The organism is Achromobacter sp. (assembly GCF_032113835.1).
Taxonomy (GTDB): Bacteria; Pseudomonadota; Gammaproteobacteria; order Burkholderiales; family Burkholderiaceae_B; genus Achromobacter.
This window is the reverse complement of sequence record NZ_DAMCTG010000026.1, coordinates 1-22,495: the sequence shown is the minus strand read 5'-3', so window position 1 is coordinate 22,495 and position 22,495 is coordinate 1. Positions and strand designations below refer to the sequence as shown.

Here is a 22,495-nt window from a genome sequence, read left to right as displayed (position 1 = left end):
GGCTGAGAACTCGACCATTTGGCCGGGTGCGCCGCCTGGCGCTCCCATCCGATGACCGATCCCACGCCCCCGTTCAAGCACGATCTGCCCGGCACGACTGCCGGCGGCGGCTGCCTCCGTGCGGCGGGCGGCATTCCCCCATCCCTCCATTTCCTGTCCTTCTTCGCGTAGGAGTCACCTGCATGAAATCCCTTTCCCTTTCGTCGGCTAGCGGCATCGCCCGCCGCGGCCTGCTCAAGCTGGCGGCCGCGGCTGCCGGCGCGCTGTTGTTCTCGGGCGCGGCCCTGGCCCAGGCGCCCGCCAAGATCAAGGTCGCCGCCGTCTACACGGTGCCGGTCGAGCAGCAATGGGTGTCGCGCATCCACATCGCGCTGTCCGCCGCGCGCGACCGCGGCGAGATCGACTACACGTTCTCGGAAAACGTCACCAACGCCGACTACGAGCGCGTGCTGCGCCAGTACGCCGAGCAGGGCAACAAGCTGATCGTCGGTGAAGCCTTCGCGGTTGAAGCCGCGGCCCGAAAGGTCGCCAAGGACTATCCGCAGACCGCCTTCCTGATGGGTTCGTCGGGCAAGCCGCAGCAGCCCAACTTCTCGGTGTTCGACAACTACATCCAGGAACCGGCCTACCTGACCGGCATGATCGCCGGCGGCATGAGCAAGACCGGCAAGATCGGCCTGGTGGGCGGCTACCCCATCCCCGAAGTGAACCGCCTGATGAACGCCTTCATGGAAGGCGTCAAGGAAGTGAACCCGAAGGCCGAGTTCACCGTGACCTTCATCGGCTCGTGGTTCGATCCCCCGAAGGCCAAGGAAGCCGCCTTCGCCATGATCGACAAGGGCGCGGACGTGCTGTACGCCGAGCGCTTTGGCGTGTCGGACGCGGCCAAGGAACGCGGCAAGCTGGCGATCGGCAACGTGATCGACACGCAGCCGCAGTACCCCGAGACGGTCGTCGCCTCGGCGCTGTGGAGCATGATCCCGACCATCGAAGAAGCCCTCAATCAGGTGAAGGCCGGCGCGTTCAAGGCCGATGACTTCGGCCAGTACTCGCTGATGAAGCACAAGGGCTCGTCGCTGGCGCCGCTGGGCACGTTCGAGCAGAAGATCCCCGCCGACCTGATCGCCAAGGTCCAGGCCAAGGAAAAAGCCATCCTGGACGGCAGCTTCACCGTGAAGGTCAACGACAAAGAACCCAAGTCCTCGGCACGATGAACCAAGCGCCTCTCGCCCTGCAACTGACGGGGATCACCAAACGCTTCGGCACCCTCACGGCCAACGACGATGTCTCGCTCTCGCTGCGCCAGGGCGAAGTGTTGGCCTTGCTGGGCGAGAACGGCGCCGGCAAATCGACCCTGGTGTCGATCCTGTTCGGCCACTATGTGGCCGACGCCGGCAGTATCGAAGTCTTCGGCAAACTCTTGCCCGCCGGCCGGCCCGACGCCGCACTTGCGGCGGGCGTCGGCATGGTGCATCAGCACTTCACGCTGGCCGACAACCTCACCGTGCTGGACAACATCATGGTGGGCACCGAATCGCTCTGGAAGCTGGCCTCGGGCCGCGGCCAGGCCCGCAAGCGCCTTGTCGAACTCGGCCAGCGCTTCGGTCTGGGCGTGGATCCGGACGCGCGCGTCGGCACGCTGTCTGTCGGCGAAAAGCAGCGCGTCGAGATCCTGAAGGCGCTGTATCGCGGCGCCCGCGTGCTGATCCTGGACGAACCGACCGCGGTCCTCACGCCGCAGGAAGTGCAGGATCTGTTCGCGACGCTGCGCGGCTTCGTCGACGAAGGTTTGGCAGTCATCTTCATTTCGCACAAGCTGGACGAAGTGATGGCCGTGTCGCGCCGCGTGGCGGTGCTGCGGCAGGGCAAGCTGGTCGCGGAACGCGACACCGCGGGCACCAACCCCGCGGAACTGGCCGAACTGATGGTGGGCCGCAAGGTGGTCATGCCGCGCGCCGAGGCCGCGACGGCCGCCGAGCAGGCCGCCCCCGTGGTCACGCTGTCGCAGGTCACCGTGCGCGACAGCCGCGACGGCGCGCCGCGCCTGGACAGCCTGGACCTCGTGGTCCACACGCATGAAATCGTGGCCATCGCCGGCGTGGCCGGCAACGGCCAGCAGGCGCTGGTGTCGGTGCTGACCGGCCTGCGCCAACCGTCGGACGGCACGATCCGGCTGGGACCGGAGCACGCCGCCGCGCCCACCACGCCCGCCGGCTGGACCGCCGCGCGCGTGGGCCGCATCCCGGAAGACCGCCACGGCGAAGGCATGATCGGCGACAGCCCCTTGTGGGAAAACGCCATCGTCGAAGACCTGAAGGACAAGCGCTTCGCCCGTCACGGCCTGATCCGCGCCCGCGCGGGCAAGGCCTACGCCGCGTCGCTGGCCAAGCAGTTCGACGTGCGCGCCGCGTCGCTGGACGTGCGCACGCGCAGCCTGTCGGGCGGCAACATGCAGAAGCTGATCCTGGGCCGCACGCTGGCGCGCGAGCCGCGCTTCATCGTGGCCGACCAACCGACGTGGGGCCTGGACATCGGCGCCGTGGCCTACGTGCGCGAGCAGTTGCTGGCCGCCCGCGCGCGCGGCGCCGGCGTGCTGCTGGTGTCCGAGGACCTGGAAGAGATCTTCGCGCTGGCCGACCGCATCGCCGTGCTGTGCGGCGGCAAGCTGGTGGCGATCAAGCCGGTGGCCGAGTGGACGCCCGCCACCGTCGGCCTGGCCATGACAGGAACCCGGGCATGACGGTTTGCACCGTTCCGCCCGGCTTTCTTCACTATTGAGCATCCCATGAAACTGATCCTGGAACGCCGCCCCGAGCCCAGCCGCCTTGCGCTGGCGCTGGCGCCCATCGCGGCCATCCTCTTCACGCTGGCGGTCTGCACACTGCTGGTGGCCTGGGCCGGCGCCCCCGTCGGCCGCACCTACGCGCTGCTGTTCGAAGGCGCGTTCGGCACGCGCTTCGCACTGTCCGAAACCCTGACCCGCGCCACGCCGCTGATGCTGACCGGCCTGGCCTGTGCCGTGGCGTTCCGCGCGCGCTTCTACAACATCGGCGCCGAGGGCCAGCTGTATCTGGGCGCGCTGGCCGCTGTGGCCGTCGGCGGCCTGCACGGCGGCACGGGTTTCGATCTACCGATGCCGGTGCTGTTCGGCGGCATGATGCTGGCGGCCGCGCTGGCCGGCGCCTTGCTGCTGCTGATTCCGGCCATCCTGAAAACCCGCCTGGGCGTCGACGAGGTCGTGACCACGCTGCTGGGCAACTTCATCGTGCTGCTGTTCGTGTCGATGATGCTGGACGGCCCGATGAAGGATCCGATGGCGATGGGCTGGCCGCAGTCGGTCGCGCTGAACGGCGACCTGGAACTGGGCAAGCTCATCGAACGCACGCGTGCGCACACCGGCCTGTTGTGGGCCGCGGGCCTGGCGCTGGGCCTTTGGCTGCTGAACCGCTATACCGTCTTCGGTTTCCAGATGCGCGCGGTGGGCGCCAACGCCCACGCCTCGCGCTTTCTGGGTCTGCCGGTGAACCGCGTGATGCTCGGCACCGCCATGCTGTCCGGCGCGCTGGCAGGCCTGGCCGGCGCCATCGAAGTGGCGGGCCGCACCAGCTACGTCACGCTGGATATGTCGCCGGGCTACGGCTACACGGGTGTCGTCGTCGCCATGCTGGCCGGCCTGCATCCGCTGGGCGTGATCCTGGCCAGCATCTTCGTGGCCGGCATGCTGGTGGGCGCCGACAGCATGAGCCGCGCCATCGCCGTGCCCAACTACATCGCCGACGTCATCGTCGCCACCTCGTTGCTCGCCATGCTGGTCGCGACGCTATTCGCGCAGTATCGCCTGCGCCGCAACAAGGCTTGAGGAGCACGCCATGGAATGGATGGATCTGATGAGTTCCTCGGCCTTCTGGGTGGCCGTGCTGCGCCTGGCCACGCCGCTGATATTGGGCACGCTGGGCGTGCTGCTGTGCGAGCGCGCCGGAGTGCTGAACCTGGGCATCGAGGGCATCATGGTGGCCGGCGCCTTCACCGGCTGGCTGGTCGTCTACCTGGGCGCGCCGCTGTACGTGGGCGTGCTGGCGGCCGCGCTGGCCGGCGCCGTGTTCGGATTGCTGCACGCGGTGCTGACGGTGCCGCTGGGCCTGTCGCAGCACGTCTCGGGCCTCGGCGTGACGCTGCTTGCGACCAGCGTGAGTTACTTCGCCTACCGCGTCACGTTCCCCAGCGTGTCCACGCCGCCGACGATCACGCCGTTTGCCGAAATGAAGTTCCTGGACGGGATTCCGCTGATCGGCCCCGTGCTGGCCGGGCAGACGCCCATGACGCTGATCGCGCTGGCCGCGGTGCCTATTCTTGCGTGGGTGCTGAACCGCACGCCCGTGGGGCTGGCCGTGCGCATGGTGGGCGAGAACCCCGCCGCCGCCGAAGGCCAGGGCCTGTCCGTGACGCGCCTGCGCATCGGCGCTATCGTGGCCGGATCGGCGCTGATGGGCGTGGCCGGCAGCTTCCTGACGCTGGCCGCGTTCAATGCATTCTTCTTCAACATGGTCAACGGCCGCGGCTGGGTCTGCGTGGCGCTGGTGGTGTTTGCGTCGTGGCGGCCGGGCAAGGCGCTGCTGGGCGCGCTGATCTTCGCCTTCTTCGACGCGCTGCAGTTGCGGCTGCAACAGGGCGGGGCGGCGCTGCCGGGCCTGCCCGAACTGCCGTATCAGGTGTACCTGATGCTGCCCTATATCCTGTCCATCCTGGCCCTGGTGTTCATGGCGCGCCGCGCCGCCTACCCGCAGGCCTTGATGAAACCGTATCGCAAAGGCGAACGTTAAACCGCTGAGAACAACATGCTCGATCTGATCATCAAGAACTGCACGCTGCCCGACGGCCGCAAGAACATCGACATCGGCGTGGCCGACGGACGCATCACCGCGCTGGAACCGGCGCTGAAGGCCGAGGCCGCGCAGACCGTGGACGCCGCCGGCCAGCTGGTGACCTCGCCCTTTGTCGACGCGCACTTCCACATGGATTCCACGCTGTCCTTCGGACTGCCGCGCGTGAACCAGTCGGGTACGCTGCTCGAAGGCATCGCGCTGTGGGGCGAACTGAAGCCGTTGCTGACGCAGGAAGCGCTGGTGGAACGCGCACTCGCCTATTGCGACTGGGCCGTGGCGCGCGGGCTGCTGGCGATCCGCTCGCACGTGGACGTCTGTGATCCGCGCCTGCTGGCGACCGAAGCGCTGCTGCACGTGCGCGAGAAGGTCAAACCCTACCTGGATCTGCAACTCGTTGCCTTCCCGCAGGACGGCGTGCTGCGCGCCCCCGGTGCGCTGGACAACCTGAAGCGCGCGCTGGACATGGGCGTGGACGTGGTGGGCGGCATTCCGCACTTCGAACGCACCATGCAGGACGGCGCCGAATCCGTGCGCATCCTGTGCGAACTGGCCGCCGAGCGCGGCCTGCGCGTGGACATGCACTGCGACGAAAGCGACGACCCGCTGTCGCGCCACATCGAGACGCTGGCGTACCACACGCAGCGTCTTGGTTTGCACGGCCGCGTGACGGGTTCGCACCTGACGTCCATGCACTCGATGGACAACTACTACGTGTCCAAGCTGATCCCGCTGATCCGTGAAGCCGGCGTGTCCGCGATTGCGAATCCGCTCATCAACATCACGCTGCAGGGCCGCCACGACACGTACCCCAAGCGCCGCGGCATGACGCGCGTGCCGGAGCTGATGGCGGCGGGCGTGCCGGTCGCCTTCGGCCACGACTGCGTGATGGACCCATGGTACAGCCTGGGTTCCGGCGACATGCTGGAAGTCGCGCACATGGGCCTGCACGTCGGCCAGATGACGGGCCAGGACGCGATGCGCGCCTGTTTCGAAGCGGTCACCACCACGCCTGCCAAGATTCTTGGCCTGGACGAGACGGGCCTGGCGGTCGGCAAGCGCGCCGACCTGGTGCTGCTGCAGGCGCGCGACGCGGTCGAGGCCTTGCGCCTGCGCGCCACGCGCCTGATGGTGCTGCGCGCCGGCAAGGTGGTGGCGACCACGCCGCCCGCCACCGCCACGCTGAACCTGCCGGGCCGCCCCGGCGAGGTCAGCTTTCAGACACCGGCCCGCTGACGTATCCCGGCCGCGCGGCGGCCGTCACGATGATCTCCACCAGCAGATCAGGCGAGGCCAGCTTGGCCTCGCACGTGGCGCGGGTGGGCATCGCACTCGGCAGCGCCCACTCGGCCCACACCGCGTTCATGCCGGCAAAGTCGCGTTCGATGTCCTTCAGCCATATCTGCACGGTCAACAACCGCGACTTGTCGGTGTTCGCCTGCTTCAGATAGCCGTCGATCTTGGCCAGCACGTCGCGCGTCTGCGCGGCGATGCCGCCTTCCGCATTCGAGGTCACGCCCGCCACATACACGGTGTCGCCGTGGATCACGATGCGCGACAGGCGCTCGTTCGTTTCCTTGCGCACGATATCGTTCATTGGTCTTGCTCCTTGGTGGATGAGCCGGATGCCTTGCCCGCATCCGAGAAACGTTCGATCCGGAATGGCGCGATCGGCATGTCCGTCGCGCCGGTCGTGATCAGGTCGGCCATGATGCGGCCGACGATGGGCCCGAGCTCGAAGCCGTGCGCCGAGAATCCGAACGCGTGAAAGGCCGTCTCGTGCCGGCTGCTGCGCCCGATCACGGGAATCTCGTCGGGCATGGCCGCTTCGATTCCCGCCCAGCCTCGGTTCACGATCGCCTCGCGCATGTGCGGGAACAGGTCGACCACCGTGCGCGCGCCTTCGGCCAGCGAGCGGAAATCCAGTTCGGTCCATTCGGCATCGCGGTCCACCCACGCGCGCCGGCCGCCCCCGATCAGCACGGTGCCGTTGGTGCGCTGCTTGAACGACAGCGCCCGGCCGGTGCCCAGCACCACGGGATCCAGGAAGTGGTCCATGCGCAGCGTGACGAGCATCATGGGACTGATCGGCAACAGCGGCACCGGCTCGCCCCATTGCGCGGCGATGCGGTCGGCCCACGCGCCTGCGCAGTTCAGCACCTGCGGCGCGGTGTACACGCCGGCATCCGTCTCCACACGCCATTGGCCGTCCTGCCGCGCCACGCTGAGCACGCGCACGCCTTCGAGAAACTGCGCGCCCAGGCTCGCGGCCTTCATGCGAAAGGCGAGGGTGGTGCGATAGGGATCGGCCGCCGCGTCCTCGCGCGCGATCAAGCCGCCCTGCACCGTGGGCGCAATCGCGGGAATCAGGTCCAGCAGGTCTTCACGGCTTATCCACTGCTCGTGCGTGTAGCCGTGATCCGTCATGGTCTTGAGCCGCGCACGCAGCGTCTCGGCGTCGGCGGCGTTCTCGGCCACACGCACCTGCCCGTGCTGCTCGAAGCCGCAGTCGTCGTCCACCAGCTCGCCGATGCGATACCAGAGCTCGCGCGAGGCCAACGCCAGCGGCACCTCGGCCAGATGGCGCGACAGCGTGCGCACGCCGCCCGCGTTGACGCCGGAGGCATGGCGTCCCACGTAGTTCTTTTCGATGACCAGCGCGCGCACGCCGGCGCGCGCCAGATGCAGCGCGGCCGAGCTGCCGTGCAGCCCGCCGCCGATGATGATGACTTCAGCCGCCCGCGTTTGCACGGTCATGGCGTCCACCCGTCATTTCTTCAGGCGGACCACGGCCTGACGCGAATCGTCGGTCTGCGGCAGCGAGGCCAGTTCGCCCAGCGTCAGCGGCTTGGTCGGGAAGCGCAGCCGGTAATAGCCGACTTCCTCAGTCGGCACGCCGCGTTCCTCGGCAATGATCTCGGCCACCGTCAGGCCGCAGAAACGGCCCTGGCACGGTCCCATGCCGCAGCGCAGGAACGCCTTCATCTGGTTCGGCCCGCCGCAGCCCAGCTTGACGGTCTCGCGCACTTGCGCGGCCGTGACCTCCTCGCAGCGGCACACGATGGTGTCGCCGGTGGGGCGCCGGAAGGCTTCAGGCGCCTTGTAAAGCGTGTCGAAGAATTCCCGGCCGCGCACGGCACGCGCCAGCGCCTCGCGCGGTACAGCGGCCTCGCTGTCGCGCTTGCGCGCATCGATGCGTCCCAGCAGATGCGCGGCCTGCAAGGCAGCCAGCCGGCCCCGGTGCTCGGCCGCCACCGCGCCGGCGATGCCCGCACCATCACCAGCCATGCCGATGCCGATCACGGCCGTCGTGCCCCACTCGTCGACTTCCGGCTCCCAACAGTCCAGCGCATCGTTCCAGCGATGCGCCACACCCACGGCGCGCGACAGGTTCACGTTGGGCACGACGCCCTGATGCAGCATCAGCTGATCGGCGGGCAGCGTCTTGGTGACGCCGCCTGCGGTGTAGCGCACGCTTTGCAGCTTGCCGTCGCCCAGCGCTTCCAGCGCCGTCACGCCCTTGACGATGGGCACGGCGGCCTTGACCGCGCGCAGCAGCTTCAGCCCCTTGCCCAGATACGGCGAGCGCAAAAAGCCCCAGACCTTGGGCAGCGCCTGCCCCATGCGGCCGGGCGGCGTGGTTTCCAGCAGCGCGTCCACTTTCACGCCCGCATTCAGGTACTGCCAGGCCACCAGATACAGCAGCGGGCCGCAGCCGGCCAGCACCGTGCGGTCGGACGGCACGACGCCGGATGACTTCAAGAGGATCTGGGCCGCGCCCGCGGTGATGACGCCCGGCAGCGTCCAGCCGGGAATCGGAAATGGCCGCTCCTGCGCGCCGGTGGCCAGCAGCAGCCGGCGCGCGTGCACGATGCGCGCCTCGCCCGCCACCGAATACGCCACCTCGAAACCTTCCGCTGCTTCGGGCGCCGTGCGCTGGGCCACGGCCCACACCGTCGCGCCCGGCACGTAGCGCGCGCCGGACTGCTGGAACGGCGGCACCAGCGTCGCGCCGTGCCAATAGTCTTCGCCCAGGATGCCGCGGTCGGTGACCGGCGTGGTGGTGATGGCGCGGTAGATCTGGCCGCCCGGCGCGGGCTGTTCATCCAGCAGCACGGTGTCCACGCCCAGGTTCGCGGCCAGCGTGGCGGCCGCCAGACCCGCCGGACCCGCGCCCACCACCAGCAAATCGCATTGCGTCGTGTCGATCATGCCTGCACCTTGCGCGCACCCAACTGGCGCTCGATCTTCATTCCTTCCCGCACGGGCGTCATGCAGCCCTGCTGGTTCGCTTGTCCATCGATGGTGACCAGGCAGTCGTAGCAGACGCCCATCATGCAATACGGGCCGCGCGGCACCTCGTTGACCGCCGTGTCGCGACAGGCCTGCACGCCGCCCGCAAAGAGCGCCGCCGCCACGCTGTCGCCCTGGCGGCACAGCATCTCGGCCCCATTGACCGTTACCCGCACCGGCGCGCCCTGCGCCTGCCGCTGCGCCTCGTCAAGCCGCTTGAACATGAAACCTCCGGGTCGAGAAGGGCGCCATGTCGTCGGCCAGGATGCCGGCGGCGATCATGGGCGCCAGATTGAGCGCATGGGCGGCGGCAAGCGTCACGCCGCTGTGACAGGTGGCGACGAAGGCCCCTGGACACGTTTCGGACTGCTGATAGATCGGAAAGCCGTCCTTGGACATGACGCGCAGCGCCGCCCAGCTGCGCACCACGCGGACCTCGCGCAGCGCGGGCAGCGTGCGGACGGCGCGGTCGGCCAGCGTGCCGAGGATCGGCAGGCCCACCAGGTTGTCCACATAGCCGGCCTCTTCCTGCGAGTCGCCGATCAGCCAGGTGCCTTCGTCGGTCTGGCGCAGCGTGGACAAGGGCGTTTCCAGCATGCGGCGCGTGCGCTCCAGCACGATGATCTGGCCGCGCTGCGGGCGCACCGGCACGTCCAGTCCGACCTGCTCGCCAAGCTGCTTGTTGGACAGGCCCGAGGCGAGCACCACCTTGTGCGCGCGCACCGTGCCGCTGGGCGTGGCGATTTCAAATATCCCGTCGCGCTGACGGATGTTCTGCGCCGGCCGCTGCGGCAGATAATCCACAACCCGCTGTGCAAAACTCATGTGCAGCGCACGCAGAAGCTTGAGCGGATTCGCAATGCCGTCCACCGGCGTCCACGTCGCGCCACGAACCTCGGGCCCGATGCCCGGCACCAAATCCGCGACTTCGGCGCGATCCAGCATCTTCCAGTCGTACTGCGCCATGCCGGGCTGCGCGAGCAGCGTGCTCATGAAGCGCGTGCGCGCCTCGACCTCTTCGTCGCTCAAGAGCGCGTGCAGGCCGCCGCGCTGCTCCAGATGCACGTCGACCCCGGTCTCTTCCTGCAACAGGGCGGCAAGCTGCGGCCAACCCTTGGCCGAGGTCATCGTCCACACGCCGTAGCGCGGCAGGCCCATGCCCTTGCTCTGCACCCACACCAGCCCGAAGTTCCCACGCGAGGCCCGATAGGCCACGTCGCCCTCGTCCAGCACGGCCACGTGGTCCAGCTCGCGCCGCAGCCCGTAGGCCACGGCCGATCCGACCAACCCGCCCCCGATCACCGCCGCATCGTAGATGCCGCGGTGCGCGGGTGCGCGCGGCGCCAGTTCTTTCTCGTCCGTCATCAGCGTCCCTTTCCTACAAACAGCTTTTCCAGGCCGACGGCGCGGTCCAGGATGAATATGGCAATGATGGTCACGTAGATCAGCACCGCCGACACGGCTGTGACCAGCGGGTCGATGGTGTCTTCGATGTGCAGGAAGATCCGGACCGGCAGCGTCGTGTTGGACGGCGAGGCGATGAAGATCGACATGGTGAGTTCATCGAAGCTGGTGATGAACGCGATCACCCAGCCGCTCACCACGCCCGGCAAGAGCAATGGCAACACCACGCGCCGGAAGGCCGTCCAGTTGGACGCGCCCAGCGATTGCGCCGCGCGTTCCAGCGCCGGGTCGATGCCCGCCGCCGACGCCAGCACCAGCCGCAGCGCATACGGCATGACCAGGATCACGTGCGCCACCACCAAGCCGAAGTAGGTGCCGGCCAGGTCGACGGTCGTGAAGAACTTCAGGAACGCCAGGCCCAACACGACGTGCGGAATCATCAGCGGCGACAGAAAGAACGCCACCAGGGCCTCGCGGCCGGGAAAACGGTTGCGCGCGATCGCCAGCGCGCTGGGCACCGCCAGAGCAATGGCGAGCGTGGCCGACAGCGTGCCCAACCCCAGGCTGAACCAGAACGCGTCGACAAAGCGCGGGTTGTCCAGGATGGCGCGGAACCAGCGCAGCGACAGCCCGCCCGAGGGCAGCGAAATGAAGCCTTCGGACGTGAACGCGACCGCGCACACCATGACGATGGGCGCCAGGATGAAGAGGATGAACAGCGTGTGGAAGACGAGGCCGATGGGGCCGTTGCGAAATTGCATGTCAGCCTCCGGCCTGGTTGAACACCGCGCCGTAGCGGCGCTCGATGATGCGGTTGGCGGACAGCAGCACCACCACGGTCGCCACCAGCAACACCACGGCAAGCGCCGCGCCCAGCGGCCAGTTCAGGGTGTTCAGGAATTCGTCGTACGCGGCGGTGGCCACGTTCTTTAAGCGGCGTCCGCCGATGATGGCGGGCGTGGCAAAGGAGCTGGCTGCCATCGCGAACACCATGATCGCGCCGGACAGGATGCCGGGCATCACCTGCGGCACGATCACGCGCCGGATCACGGTGAACTGGCTGGCGCCCAGCGACAGCGCGGCGGCCTCGGTGGCCGGGTTGATCCGCTGCAGGGATGCCCACACCGAGATCACCATGAAGGGCACCAGCACGTGCGTGAGCGCAATGCCCACGCCCAGATTGCTGTACATGAGGTCGATGGGCGTGGAGATCAGCCCGATGCCCATCAGCGCCTTGTTGATCAGACCCGTCGAGCCGAACAGCAGCGCCCAGCCCAGCGTGCGGACCACCACCGAAATCAGCAGCGGCCCCAGCACCACCATCAGGAACAGGCCCTTCCACGGATTGGCCATGCGAGACAGCACGTACGCTTCCGCCGTGCCCAGCACCAGGCACGCGACCGTCACGGCGGCGGCGACGCCGAACGTGCGCGCGTAGATCTCGTAGTAGTAGCCGTCCGAGAAGATCTCGATGTAGTTCTTCCAGGTAAAGGTGGCCTGCATGCCGCCATAGAACTGGAAGTCGAAGAAGCTGATCAGGAACACCAGCGCCATCGGCACGACGAGGAACGTGGCGTACACCACCAGCGCCGGCGCACTCAACACCCACGGATTGGTGCGCGCGGTCATGACGCTTTGCCTTGCGGCGCAGCGGCCGGATCGACGGTGCACATGTCCTGCGCGCGCCAGCGCAGATGCACGGGTTCGCCTTCCGCCGGGACCGGCACGCCGTCGTTCTGACGGATCACCATGACTTCGCCAACCGACGTTTCCACCTGGCACAGCCAGTGATTGCCCTGAAAGACGCGCGTCTTCATGCGGCCGGGCAACGCACAGGCCGCGGGTTCGGAGAACAGGATCTTCTCGGGCCGCACGATCACCGCGCCCTGCGGCACGGGCGCGCCTTCCAGGCCGATGTGCGCCTCGCCGATGCGGGCGCGCATCTCGCCTTCGTATTGCTCGGCCTGCGGAGTGAAGACGTTGGCCTTGCCCAGGAACCCGCCGACGAAATGGCTGGCGGGGCCTTCGTATGCGGCGAAAGGTTCGGCCACCTGTTCGACGCGGCCCTGGTTCATGACGACGATGCGGTCCGACAGCGCCAGCGCTTCGGACTGGTCGTGCGTGACAAGAATGGTGGTGGTGCCGACCGTGCGCTGGATGCTGCGCAGTTCAAGCTGCATTTCTTCGCGCAGCTTGGCGTCCAGGTTGGAGAGCGGTTCGTCCAGCAGCAGCACGCTGGGCCGGATGACCAGCGCGCGCGCCAACGCGACGCGCTGCTGCTGGCCGCCCGACATCTGCGCCGGATGCCGGTCGGCCAGATGCGACAAGCCCACGAGCTTGAGCGCATCCGCCACGCGGGCCAGCCGCTCGTCCTTCTTGACGCGCTGCATCTCAAGGCCGAACGACACGTTCTCGGCCGCGGTCATATGCGGGAACAGCGCGTAGTTCTGGAACACCATGCCCAGTCCGCGTTTATTGGCGGGTACCTTGCTGACGTCTTTGCCATTCAGCACGATGCTGCCGCCGGAAGGCTCGACGAAACCCGCGATCATCTGCAGCGTGGTCGTCTTGCCGCAGCCGGACGGGCCCAGCAGCGAGATGAACTCGCCTTGCTTCACGGACAGGCTCAGGTTTTCAACGGCAGTGGTGTCGCCGTAGCGCTTGCTCAGGCGGTCCAGCACGAGATAGGTCATGAATGCTCCCGGTGGGCGGCGCCAGCGCCGCCCTTATGCACACGCAGTCAGCGCTCGATTTCCCGCGTCCAGCGCTTGTTCCAGTCATCCCGGTTCTGGTTGACGGTGTCCCAGTCGATCACGATGAGATCGGCGGCGCGCTTGCCGATGGGCAGCGGCACGCGGGGATCGTCAGCCACCTTGGCTTTCTTGTTGACCGGACCGTAGCCGTAGGCGGACGCGAGCTTCTCCTGCACCTCGGGCGACACCAGGTATTCGACGAAGGCCTGCGCCTTCGGATTGGCGTTGGACTTGGCGATCGGACACACGGACGACAGGAGCGCGTACGCGCCTTCCTGCGGATAGACGAAGCCCACCGGGAAGCCCGTGTCGGCAAAGGCCTTGACGCGGCCGCTGCCCCACACCGCGATGGTGGCCTGGCCGCTGGAGAAGAGTTCGGTCATCTTGCCGGGCGAGGGCTCATAGACCAGGACGTTGGGACCGACCTCGTTCTTGAACGTGGTGAAACCGGGGTCGATCTTCTTTTCGCCGCCGCCGCCTTCGCGGGCATACTCGACGAGGGTGTGCAGGCCGTAGGTGTTGTTGAGCGGCGGGATGACGAGCTGCTTCTTGTACTTGGGATCCTTCAGATCCTTCCACGACGTAGGCGGGGCCCATTTCTTTTCGTCGAAGACCTTCTTGTTGTACATGATGCCGGTGGCGACGATGCCGATGGCGACGGCCTTGTCGTCCTTGTAGCGCGCGGTGGTGTAGATGTCGTCGGCGGGCAGGTTCTTGATGGGTTCGCAGAAGCCCAGCGCAATGGCCTGGTACATGGGGCCGTCGTCGATGATGGCGACGTCGATCTGCTGGTTGCTCTTTTGCGCCTGCAGGCGCGCGACGGTGTTGGTGGAGTTGCCGGCGACGTAATCCAGCTCGACACCGTGCTGTTTGGCGAAGGGCGGGAAGATGTCCTTGCGCATGATGTCTTCGAACGATCCGCCGTAACCGGCGACCACCAGTTTCTGCTGCGCCTGTGCGTTTGCGCCCAGCCCGGCTGCTACCGCCGCTGCCGCGAGCACTGCAAGTACCTTGCTCATGAGAACCCCCGAATATTGGAAGAGAACTGCAAGAACCGACTGATTTGTTGCCCGGCGACCTCATGTCCGCCGTACAATTTGTCCGTACATGAATGTCCGGACAAATAATGGATCCGGCAAGACTGCCTTGTCAATCGGTTATTGTCCGGACAAACCCTATAAAACCAATCAAGGAGGCTTCCCTCATGACCCGAACTTCCGAGCGCGCTGCCAGTTCCGGCGGGGAGCGGGAAGCGCGCGGCCGGCCCGGCGCGGCGCTCCCGGCAGACGCGGCGGGTGGACCGCGCTACAAGAGCATCTACCAGTCGCTGTCGCAGGACATCAGCTCGGGGCGTTATCCGGTGATGACGCTGCTGCCGACTGAACATGAACTGTGCGAGCAATTTGGCGCGAGCCGGCACACGATTCGCGAAGCGATTCGAATGCTGACGGTGGCGGGCGTGGTGTCGCGGCGGCCGGGCGTGGGTACGCGGGTGGAGACGGCGCGCGCGACGACGCGCTTTACGCAGCGCATTTCGCAGTTTCCCGATCTGCTGCAGTACGCGCGCAATGCGGCGCTGCTGGTGCAGGACGTGCGCACCGTCAAGCTCACCAAGCGCCTTGCGGAAACGCTGGGTTGCGAGCCTGGCCAGCAGTGGCTGCACATCAACTCAATCAAGACGCTGGACGACCCGGACGTTGCCGCGGCCTGCACCCTCATCTACGCCGATCCGGCGCATTCCGACGTGCGGGTCGACGTGAAGTCGCGGATTTCGCTGCTGCGCCTGATCGAGGATCACTTCGGGGACCGCATCACCGAGGTCAACCAGGAGTTCTCCGCAACGCCTATTGGGGCTCCTATTGCGAGGCAGCTTCAGGTCGATACGGGGACGCCGGGTTTTGTGATTACGCGCCGCTATTACGGCGATGGCGGCGCGCTGCTGCTTGCCACCATCACCACGTTTCCGCACGACAAGATGAAGTATTCGATGACGCTCAACGTGAGTTGAGGCGCGCTGTCTTATCTGCGCTGTCTTATCTGCGCTGTCCGATCCGCACTATTTGAGCGGCAGGCAGATGCGGGTCTGCAATTGGGCGGGCGGCGTGGTGCGCGGGTCGTTGAGGTATTGCTCGAACATGGGGAAGTCGGCGGGGGTCATGCCGCTGGCGGGTAGCCATTCGGAGAAGAGCCAGTCGTAGGGCTTGCGCAGTTCGTTGTAGGGGCCGGTGTAGGTAAGGATGGCGCAGCGGCCGGCGGGGATTTCAAAGCGCTCCAGTTCCTGGCCGATGTCGGCGTCGGGCGCGACGGGGACACCGGCAAGCGAGCGCAACTGGCTTTCGGGGACTTGATCGGGGTCGTCGAAGTAAATGCCGATACCGGGGGTGTCGGGGGTGGCGATGCCTCTGCCTGTGGCCAGCATGAAGGCTCTGGAGAAAACGGGGCCGATGTCCTGGTAGTTGCCGCGGTGGTGCAGGACGGCCAGGGTCGTTCCGGGGAAGGTTTCGATGGCGATGGGGTACATGGCTAGCTCCTGGGGGGTGGACAGCTGGGAACGGGCGGTGCGGTATTTGCCCGGAGGGATGCCGAAGGCGGCGTTGAAGGCTCGGTTGAAGGCGGCGTCGGAGTCGTAGCCGGCGCGCTGGGCGACGTCTTTCAGGGCGGTTTGCGTGCGGGTTAGCGCTGCGGCGGCGCGGTGCATGCGGATGCGCTTGACGGTGGCGGCGACGGTTTCTCCCATCATGGCGCGGTAGACGCGGTGGAAGTGGTAGGGGGATAGGCAGGCCAGGTCTGCCAGCTGGTGCAGGTCTGGATCGGCGTCCGGGTTGGCGATTAGCCAGCGTAGGACCGGGTCCAGGCGTTGGGCGTAAAGGGACCGCGTTTCAGGCTTCAATGTTTGCTCCTTGTTAGGGGCAATTTAGCTTTTGGGGGTTTGCAGATTTTGCGGTTTTTTTTGGCGGGGCGGGCGTTGGGTTCTTTAGGCGCACGGTGCGGCGGCGGCCTTGGGGCGCGGGGCTACGATTGCGGTCCGGAGCCTTCGCTCCGGACTGCCCCGTTGTCATCTTCGTCCGCCTTCGGCTCCCTTCAGATTCCCTCGGGCGCATCTACACGCCCCGCACCCCAAGGCCGCCGCCACACCGTGCTCCGTTAGTTCGGGTATCCGCATCGCTGGGGCGGGCGGGGTGCTTGGCGTTTTTTTGCTCGGGCGGAGCTTGGGATGGAAGATCTTGCGGGGCCCGCTCCACGGCGGCCGCGCGGGCGGCCTGGTGGAGCTTACGCGGTGCCTTGCGTCATCCGTTGGCGCTACGCGCTGCGCTGGGTGTCGTGAAGGTTTGCCGTCTTGCCGACTTTCGCATCACGGCGAATGGGCGTCAGTAGCCGCGCTGAGGGTCGTAGATGTTCGGAAGCGCTTCGCCGCGCTCGTTGGCTGCGATCAGCAGCGCGGTGTGACGCGCGCGCTCCTTACGGTCGGGGATCGCGGCGCAGTGGGGCGTGATCGTGATTCCTGGGTGGGTCCACAGCGGGGAGTCTTCGGGCAAGGGTTCCTGTTCAAAGACGTCCAGGATCGCCTGGTCCAGATGGCCGCTGTTCAGCGCGTCCAGGATGTCCTGCGTGACCATGTGGGTGCCGCGCCCCGCGTTGATGAGGCTGGCGCCTTTGGGGAGCTGGGACAGCGTAGTGCGGTTGAGGATGCCGCGCGTCGTTTCGGTGGCGGGCAGGAGGCAGACGAGGAGGTCGGTGTTGGCGAGGAAGTCGGTGAACTGGTCCTGGCCTGCGTAGGACGGCATGTCGGGGAGCCTGCTGGCGCCGCGCGACCAGCCGCTGACGGGAAAGCCCGCGCGGGACAGGAGTTGGGCTGAGGCAACGCCCAGATGCCCCAGACCCATGATGCCGACGCGCACGTCTGCCGCCACGCGCAGGGAGTCGAAGATTTCCCAGTGGCGGCGGGACTGGTTGTCGGTGATGCGTTTGACGTTGCGCGTAATCATCAGGGCGCTGGTGAGCACGTACTCGGCCATCTCGGTCTGCGTGCGGGCGGTGACCATGCGGGCGATGGGCAGGTGGCGCGGCAGGGTGGGGTCGGCGAGGATGTGGTCGACGCCGGCGCCGGCGCTGATTATGAGTTTGAGGTTGGGGAAGGTGGCCAGGCGGCCGGCGTCGGGGGCCCAGACGAGGGCGTAGTCGATGGTGGCGGGGTCGGGGTCTTCATGCCAGCCGACGACGTCCAGGTTTGGCGCGAAGCTGCGGAATTGCGTGCGCCATTCTTCGATCGCCTGGGGGCCGCCGGAATTGATGATGAGGCGCATGCGTGTCCTTGCTGGTGTTGCGGGCGTGTATGCCAGGCGCGAGAGTCAAGCGCGTATATCCGGCGTATTGCCCGGCGCGGCGCGCCTGCGGGTTGTCCACAGGGAGCGCCGCGCGGTGTCGTCAACGTTCGACCGTGCGGTTCCAGCGGGCGTTGAAGGCGGGCCGGGCCGCGTTGATCTGGTCCCAGTCCAGGATCTTAGCGTTGGCCATGTAGCCTTGGAAGCGTTTGAGGGACTCGGCGTTGTCGGCGGGGGCCTGGACGTTCTTGTTGGACGGGAAGTGGCCGCCCATTTCGAGCGCCTTGGCCTGGGCCTTGGCGGACAAGAGGTACAGCGCGAGCTTCTGCGCGAGTTCGGGTTCGCTGTTCTTGGCGATGACGCATTCGCCGACCATGAGGATGACGGAGCCTTCCTTGGGCTGGGCGTATTCCACCGGGATGTCGCGCTTTTTCAAGCGGGCGATGGCGGTGGGCGTGAGCGGGAAGATGGCGGCCTCGTCGGACTGGATCATCTCGGCGAGCTTGGCGGAGTTGGGGATGTACTCGAGGACGTTGGGGCCGATGGTGGAGGGCCACTTCTTGAAGCCGGGCTCGTAGTTCTGGTCGTTGCCGCCTTCGATGCGGTTGAACATCAGGAAGCCGTGCAGGCCGAAGGTGCTGCCGGACGCGGACTGGAAGACGACCTTGCCTTTGTACTTGGGGTCGGCCAGGTCCAGCCACGAGGTGGGTGGGGTCCAGCCGTTTTTCTGGAAGAGGCGGGTGTTGTAGCCGATGCCGGTCATGCCGATGTCGATGCCGGCGGCCATGCGGTCTTTCATCAGGGCGGTGGGATACAGCTCTTTCAGGACGGGGTCGTCGTTGAGCTGTTCGCACAGGCCCATGGAAATCGCGCGGGCCATGATGCCGTCGTCCAGGAACATGACGTGCATCTGGGGCTTGTCCTTGTAGGCTTGCGCCTTGGCGAGGACGTCGGTCGAGGTGCCGGGCACGACGACGATCTTGACGTTGTTGGCCTTTTCAAAATCGGGGAAGACGTGCTGCGTGAAAGCGCGTTCCATGTCGCCGCCGTTCATGCCGACGTACAACGTTTTCTGCTGCGCCATCGCGCCGGCGGACAGCAATGCCAGCATCGCCGCGCCCAGCAGTCGTTTCCCCTTGCTCAGGCGCTGCGCGCCCTGTTTCTTGTGCATCATGGTGACTCCAGCGTTTGCTCACGAAGACGATCAGGCCGGGCCGCGGCGCCGTGAGCGGCGGGCGCGTACCGTTCAATGCGGAAGGCATCGATAGGGATGGGGGATCGGCCGTGCACGACCAGGTCGGCCAGCACTTCGCCGATGGCGGGGCCAATCTGAAAGCCCGCGCCGGACAGGCCGAAGGCGTGAAAGAGACCGGGCACGGTGGCGCTGGGGCCGAGCACGGGATTGTGGTCGGGCATGTTGCCTTCGACGCCCGTCCAGAAGCGGATGATCTGGGCGCCGCGCAGCACGGGCAAGAGCTTGACGGCGTTCGCCATGAGGGCGCCCAGGTTGGCGCGGCCGGGGCGGGCGTAGTCGGGGTCGGCGGACACGCCGCGTCCGCCGCCGATGACGCAGTTGCCGCGCGCGACTTGCCGCGCGTAGATGCCGCCGCCCTGCATGCCGAGGCTGACGTCCATGAACAGCGGCAGGGGTTCGGTCACCATCATCAAAGGATGAATGGAGGTCTCGGGGACCGGCTCGCCAAAGCCTTCGGCAAAGCGGCCGGCCCAGGCGCCCGCGCAGTTCAAGAGGACGCGCGCGCGCACTTCGAGCGTGTCGCCGGCGCGCACGATAAAGCGTGTGCCGTCGTGCGTGGCGGAGGTGACGCGCACGCCTTCCCGCACGTCGGCGCCCAGCGCGGCCGCGGCACGTCCGAAGGCCGGAGACACGAGCCGCGGGTTGGCGTGGCCGTCCTGCGGGCAGAACGAGCCGCCCACCACGCTTTCGCCCAGCCAGCCGAAGCGCTGGGCGAGCGCGCGGCGGTCCAGGATTTCAAGGTTCAGGCCAAAGCCGCGGGTGCTGTCGCGATAGGCTTCGAGCTGTGCGAGATCGGCTTCGGAGGTGGCCAGCTTGAGATGGCCAGAACGCACGTATTCGCCGTCGATGCCGATCAGCGCGGGCAGTTGGCCCCACAGTTCGTGCGCGCGCCGCGCGAGCGGCAGCTGTTCGATACCGCGTCCCTGCCGGCGCACGCCGCCGTAGTTGACGCCGCTGGCCTTGGCGCCGCATAGCGCGGCTTCCAGCAGCACGACGGGCACGCCTAGTCGGCGCAGAAAGAGCGCGGCGCTGCCGCCGACGATGCCGCCGCCGATGATCGCGACTTCGGTGTCGATGCGTTCCATCAGGCGGCCTTTTTCGCGGGTCGTTCCAGGCAGACGACGCTGACCGGAATGGGCTTGACCGGCGGCTGGTTGCGCAGCCGTCCAACCGCCTGCGGCGCGCAGCCGACGGCACGCGCCAGGACTTCAGCGCCGGCCACGCCGCACATGCGGCCCTGGCAGCGTCCCATGCCGACGCGCGTCAGCGCCTTCAGGCGATTCATCTCTTGCACGCCGTTGTCGCGCACCGCCTGGCGGATGGTGCCGGCGGTCACTTCCTCGCAGCGGCAGACGACGGTGTCGTCGGCGATGCTGGCTGCCCAGTCCGCCGGAAACGGAAACGCGCGTTCCAGCGCGTCGCGCGCGCGGCCGTTTGCCGCAAGTTGCGATTCCAGTATCCGCGCGCGGCGTGCGTCGCGCGGGTGGCCGGTGTCTTCAAGCAGCGCCAGCGCGGCGCGTTCGCCGGCGAGTTCCGCTGCATCCGCCCCGGCAATGCCCGCGCCGTCGCCCGCGACGTACACGCCCGCCACGCTGCTGCGTCCGGCGGCATCGCGCCGCGGGATCCAGTTTCGGTCGCGTTCATTGAATTCGAAGTCGCAGCCGATCAGGCTGGCGAGCTGGGTTTCGGAGCGCAGCGACAGGCCGAAGCCCACGGCATCGCAGTCCAGCGCATGCGTCTGCCCGTTCTGGGTGTACGACAGGCCCGTGACGCGATCGCCGCCCTGCACGGCGACGGGGCGCACGCCGCTGCGCAGCGGCACGCCGTGCGCGCGCAGCCACGCCATGTAATACAGGCCTTTGGCCAGCAGCGCGGGCGCGCGCAACATGCCGGGTAGCGCGGCGACGCGGTCCGCAAATCGCGACGTGTCCAGCACGGCGGCGACCTGTGCGCCGGCCTTCGCGTATTGATACGCCACCAGATAAAGCAGGGGACCGGTGCCCAGGAACGCGACGCGCGATCCGATGGCGCAGCCCTGGTGCTTCAACGCGACCTGCGACCCGCCTAGCGTGTAGACGCCGGGCGTCAGCCAGCCGGGGAATGGCAGGACGCGATCCGTTGCTCCAGTCGCAAGAATCAGGTGGGTGTAGGGCACCGTGGTGCTGACGCCGTCGCGCAGCACGTCCAGCGTCTTTCCCTCGGCGTTCCAGACCAGGCACCCGGGACGGTACTCGACGCTGCCCTGCAGGTCCTGCATGGTGCGATGCACGGCGTCGGCCTTGCGGTGTTCAAACCCGTACAGCGCGGATTTCGGGCGCGAGAAACCGGGCGGAGGCTGTCGGTAGATCTGACCGCCGGGCCGCAGCCCTTCATCCAGAATCACGGGCCGCAGGCCCTGCGCGGCCAGCGTCTGGGCCGCGCGGATGCCGGCGGGCCCCGCGCCCACGATCACAGGCATGACGATGCTCATGACGCGTCATCCTCGGGCCAAGCGGCCGTCAGCGTGCCGGGCGCGGCAGCGGGCGCCAGCGCGGCGCTCTGCAGCCGCATGCCGGGCTCGATGTAGGTGGAACAGGCGCGCACACGTTCGCCGTTTTCAAGCTGGACCCAGCAGTCCTGGCACGCGCCCATCATGCAGAAGCCGGCACGGGGGCCGCCGCCGAATTCCGAGGTGCGCAGGCGCTCGGCCTGCGTCAGCACGGCGGTCAGGACGGTGTCGCCGGCCAGCGCGGTGCAGGGCTGTCCGTCAAAGGTGAAGGTCAACGCAGGCCGGCCGGTTTCGGCCAGGCGTTTCAGGATTGCCATGGCGCGCGCGGCTCCTTTGCGGCTGTCGGCAGTGAATTCATTTCTGGCCCACCAGGACGCGGTCCAGGCCATACACGCGGTCCAGCAGCAGCATCGTCACGGCCGTCAGCGCGATCACCAGTGCAGACACGGCGGCCATCATCGGGTCGATGGATTCGGTGGCGTACATGTACATGCGCACCGGCAGCGTGATGGTCGACGGCGCGGTGATGAACACCGACATCGTCAGTTCGTCGAAGCTGTTGATGAACGCCAGCAGCCAGCCGCCGGACACGCCGGGAATGATGAGCGGCAGGGTGACCGTAAAGAACACCGTCGCGCGGCTCGCGCCGAGCGACAGCGCCGCGTGCTCGATGGAGCGGTCAAAGCCCACCAGCGCGCCGATCACCAGCCGCATCACGTACGGCGTGATGACGACGACGTGGCTGGCGACCAGCCAGGGAAAGCTGCCGGCCATGCCCATCAACGCAAAGAAGCGCAGCAGGGCCACGCCCAGCACCAGATGCGGGATCATCAGCGGCGACAGGAACAGGCCGTTGAGCACATCGCGCCCCGGAAAGCGGTAGCGCGTGATGGCGATGGCGGCGGGCACCGCCAGGCACACGGCGATACTGGCCGACAGGAACGCGAGCCACAGGCTGTTCTTGAACGCCTGCATGAAGTTGGGGTGGTCGAAGACCGCGTAGAACCAACGCAGCGAGAAGCTGGTCGTCGGCACGGTCAGCGTCGAGTCCGGCGTGAACGCCACCAGGCACACGATGACCAGCGGCGCCAGCACGAACG

22 protein-coding genes are annotated in these 22,495 nt (G+C 67.4%); 6 read left to right on the top strand and 16 right to left on the bottom strand.

The window, feature by feature from the left end; translation table 11 throughout:
• The first annotated feature begins 182 nt into the window (after positions 1-182).
• Genes RT697_RS11780 through RT697_RS11760 form a run of 5 tightly spaced genes read left to right on the top strand, consistent with a single transcriptional unit; the run spans position 183 to position 6,116 of the window.
• Complete coding sequence (locus RT697_RS11780) at positions 183-1,214, top strand: BMP family protein (protein WP_313699042.1); 1,032 nt, start codon at positions 183-185, stop codon at positions 1,212-1,214.
• Complete coding sequence (locus tag RT697_RS11775) at positions 1,211-2,740, top strand: ABC transporter ATP-binding protein (protein WP_313699040.1); 1,530 nt, start codon at positions 1,211-1,213, stop codon at positions 2,738-2,740. Before RT697_RS11780 ends, RT697_RS11775 begins: the two co-directional genes overlap by 4 nt.
• Positions 2,741-2,785: 45 nt before the next feature.
• Positions 2,786-3,859, top strand: a complete 1,074-nt coding sequence (locus RT697_RS11770; protein ID WP_056565904.1) for an ABC transporter permease — start codon at positions 2,786-2,788, stop codon at positions 3,857-3,859.
• A 10-nt stretch (positions 3,860-3,869) separates the two neighbouring features.
• Complete coding sequence (locus RT697_RS11765) at positions 3,870-4,820, top strand: ABC transporter permease (protein ID WP_056565907.1); 951 nt, start codon at positions 3,870-3,872, stop codon at positions 4,818-4,820.
• Positions 4,821-4,835: 15 nt separating this feature from the next.
• Positions 4,836-6,116, top strand: a complete 1,281-nt coding sequence (locus tag RT697_RS11760) for an amidohydrolase family protein (protein WP_313699038.1) — start codon at positions 4,836-4,838, stop codon at positions 6,114-6,116.
• On the opposite strand, the gene RT697_RS11755 is transcribed toward RT697_RS11760, so the two are convergent.
• Genes RT697_RS11755 through RT697_RS11715 form a run of 9 tightly spaced genes read right to left on the bottom strand, consistent with a single transcriptional unit; the run spans position 6,091 to position 14,349 of the window.
• Positions 6,091-6,477: a RidA family protein gene (locus RT697_RS11755; protein ID WP_313699037.1), complete on the bottom strand. Its 387-nt coding sequence runs from the start codon at positions 6,475-6,477 to the stop codon at positions 6,091-6,093. The genes RT697_RS11760 and RT697_RS11755 overlap by 26 nt on opposite strands.
• Entirely contained in the window at positions 6,474-7,637 is a 1,164-nt protein-coding gene (locus tag RT697_RS11750; RefSeq protein ID WP_313699035.1) for an FAD-dependent oxidoreductase, read from the bottom strand. Before RT697_RS11750 ends, RT697_RS11755 begins: the two co-directional genes overlap by 4 nt.
• 12 nt (positions 7,638-7,649) lie before the next feature.
• Positions 7,650-9,092 (bottom strand): NAD(P)/FAD-dependent oxidoreductase, encoded by a 1,443-nt coding sequence (locus RT697_RS11745; RefSeq protein ID WP_313699032.1) that lies wholly within the window; start codon positions 9,090-9,092, stop codon positions 7,650-7,652.
• Entirely contained in the window at positions 9,089-9,397 is a 309-nt protein-coding gene (locus RT697_RS11740; protein WP_056327675.1) for a (2Fe-2S)-binding protein, read from the bottom strand. The genes RT697_RS11745 and RT697_RS11740 overlap by 4 nt, the downstream gene beginning before the upstream one ends.
• Positions 9,381-10,538 (bottom strand): FAD-dependent oxidoreductase, encoded by a 1,158-nt coding sequence (locus tag RT697_RS11735; RefSeq protein WP_313699031.1) that lies wholly within the window; start codon positions 10,536-10,538, stop codon positions 9,381-9,383. The genes RT697_RS11740 and RT697_RS11735 overlap by 17 nt, the downstream gene beginning before the upstream one ends.
• On the bottom strand, positions 10,538-11,338 hold the full coding sequence (locus RT697_RS11730; protein ID WP_313699030.1) for an ABC transporter permease: 801 nt from the start codon (positions 11,336-11,338) through the stop codon (positions 10,538-10,540). Before RT697_RS11730 ends, RT697_RS11735 begins: the two co-directional genes overlap by 1 nt.
• Position 11,339: 1 nt before the next feature.
• Positions 11,340-12,206 (bottom strand): ABC transporter permease, encoded by an 867-nt coding sequence (locus RT697_RS11725; protein ID WP_105236817.1) that lies wholly within the window; start codon positions 12,204-12,206, stop codon positions 11,340-11,342.
• Positions 12,203-13,270: an ABC transporter ATP-binding protein gene (locus RT697_RS11720; RefSeq protein ID WP_191578371.1), complete on the bottom strand. Its 1,068-nt coding sequence runs from the start codon at positions 13,268-13,270 to the stop codon at positions 12,203-12,205. Before RT697_RS11720 ends, RT697_RS11725 begins: the two co-directional genes overlap by 4 nt.
• A 47-nt stretch (positions 13,271-13,317) precedes the next feature.
• Entirely contained in the window at positions 13,318-14,349 is a 1,032-nt protein-coding gene (locus RT697_RS11715; RefSeq protein ID WP_056565933.1) for an ABC transporter substrate-binding protein, read from the bottom strand.
• Between the two features lie 185 nt (positions 14,350-14,534).
• Here RT697_RS11715 and RT697_RS11710 point away from each other — a divergent pair, with 185 nt between their 5' ends.
• Positions 14,535-15,338, top strand: coding sequence for a GntR family transcriptional regulator (locus RT697_RS11710; RefSeq protein WP_313699027.1), 804 nt, complete (start codon positions 14,535-14,537; stop codon positions 15,336-15,338).
• A gap of 48 nt (positions 15,339-15,386) precedes the next feature.
• Here RT697_RS11710 and RT697_RS11705 read toward each other — a convergent pair whose 3' ends face one another.
• From RT697_RS11705 to RT697_RS11675, 7 genes are all read right to left on the bottom strand, one after another.
• The gene (locus tag RT697_RS11705) at positions 15,387-16,220 is read right to left on the bottom strand and encodes an AraC family transcriptional regulator (RefSeq protein ID WP_313699026.1); all 834 of its coding nucleotides are present in this window, start codon (positions 16,218-16,220) and stop codon (positions 15,387-15,389) included.
• Positions 16,221-16,698: 478 nt separating this feature from the next.
• A complete protein-coding gene (locus RT697_RS11700) occupies positions 16,699-17,634 on the bottom strand; it encodes a glyoxylate/hydroxypyruvate reductase A (RefSeq protein ID WP_313699024.1) in 936 nt (311 codons plus the stop codon).
• Between the two features lie 121 nt (positions 17,635-17,755).
• On the bottom strand, positions 17,756-18,826 hold the full coding sequence (locus RT697_RS11695; RefSeq protein ID WP_313699023.1) for an ABC transporter substrate-binding protein: 1,071 nt from the start codon (positions 18,824-18,826) through the stop codon (positions 17,756-17,758).
• The gene (locus tag RT697_RS11690) at positions 18,823-19,995 is read right to left on the bottom strand and encodes an FAD-dependent oxidoreductase (RefSeq protein WP_313699085.1); all 1,173 of its coding nucleotides are present in this window, start codon (positions 19,993-19,995) and stop codon (positions 18,823-18,825) included. Before RT697_RS11690 ends, RT697_RS11695 begins: the two co-directional genes overlap by 4 nt.
• Positions 19,992-21,377: an NAD(P)/FAD-dependent oxidoreductase gene (locus tag RT697_RS11685; protein ID WP_313699022.1), complete on the bottom strand. Its 1,386-nt coding sequence runs from the start codon at positions 21,375-21,377 to the stop codon at positions 19,992-19,994. The genes RT697_RS11690 and RT697_RS11685 overlap by 4 nt, the downstream gene beginning before the upstream one ends.
• Positions 21,374-21,712, bottom strand: a complete 339-nt coding sequence (locus tag RT697_RS11680) for a (2Fe-2S)-binding protein (RefSeq protein ID WP_313699021.1) — start codon at positions 21,710-21,712, stop codon at positions 21,374-21,376. The genes RT697_RS11685 and RT697_RS11680 overlap by 4 nt, the downstream gene beginning before the upstream one ends.
• Before the next feature lie 37 nt (positions 21,713-21,749).
• Positions 21,750-22,495, bottom strand: a 746-nt coding sequence (locus RT697_RS11675) for an ABC transporter permease (RefSeq protein WP_313699020.1), incomplete at its 5' end; no start/stop codon positions are given.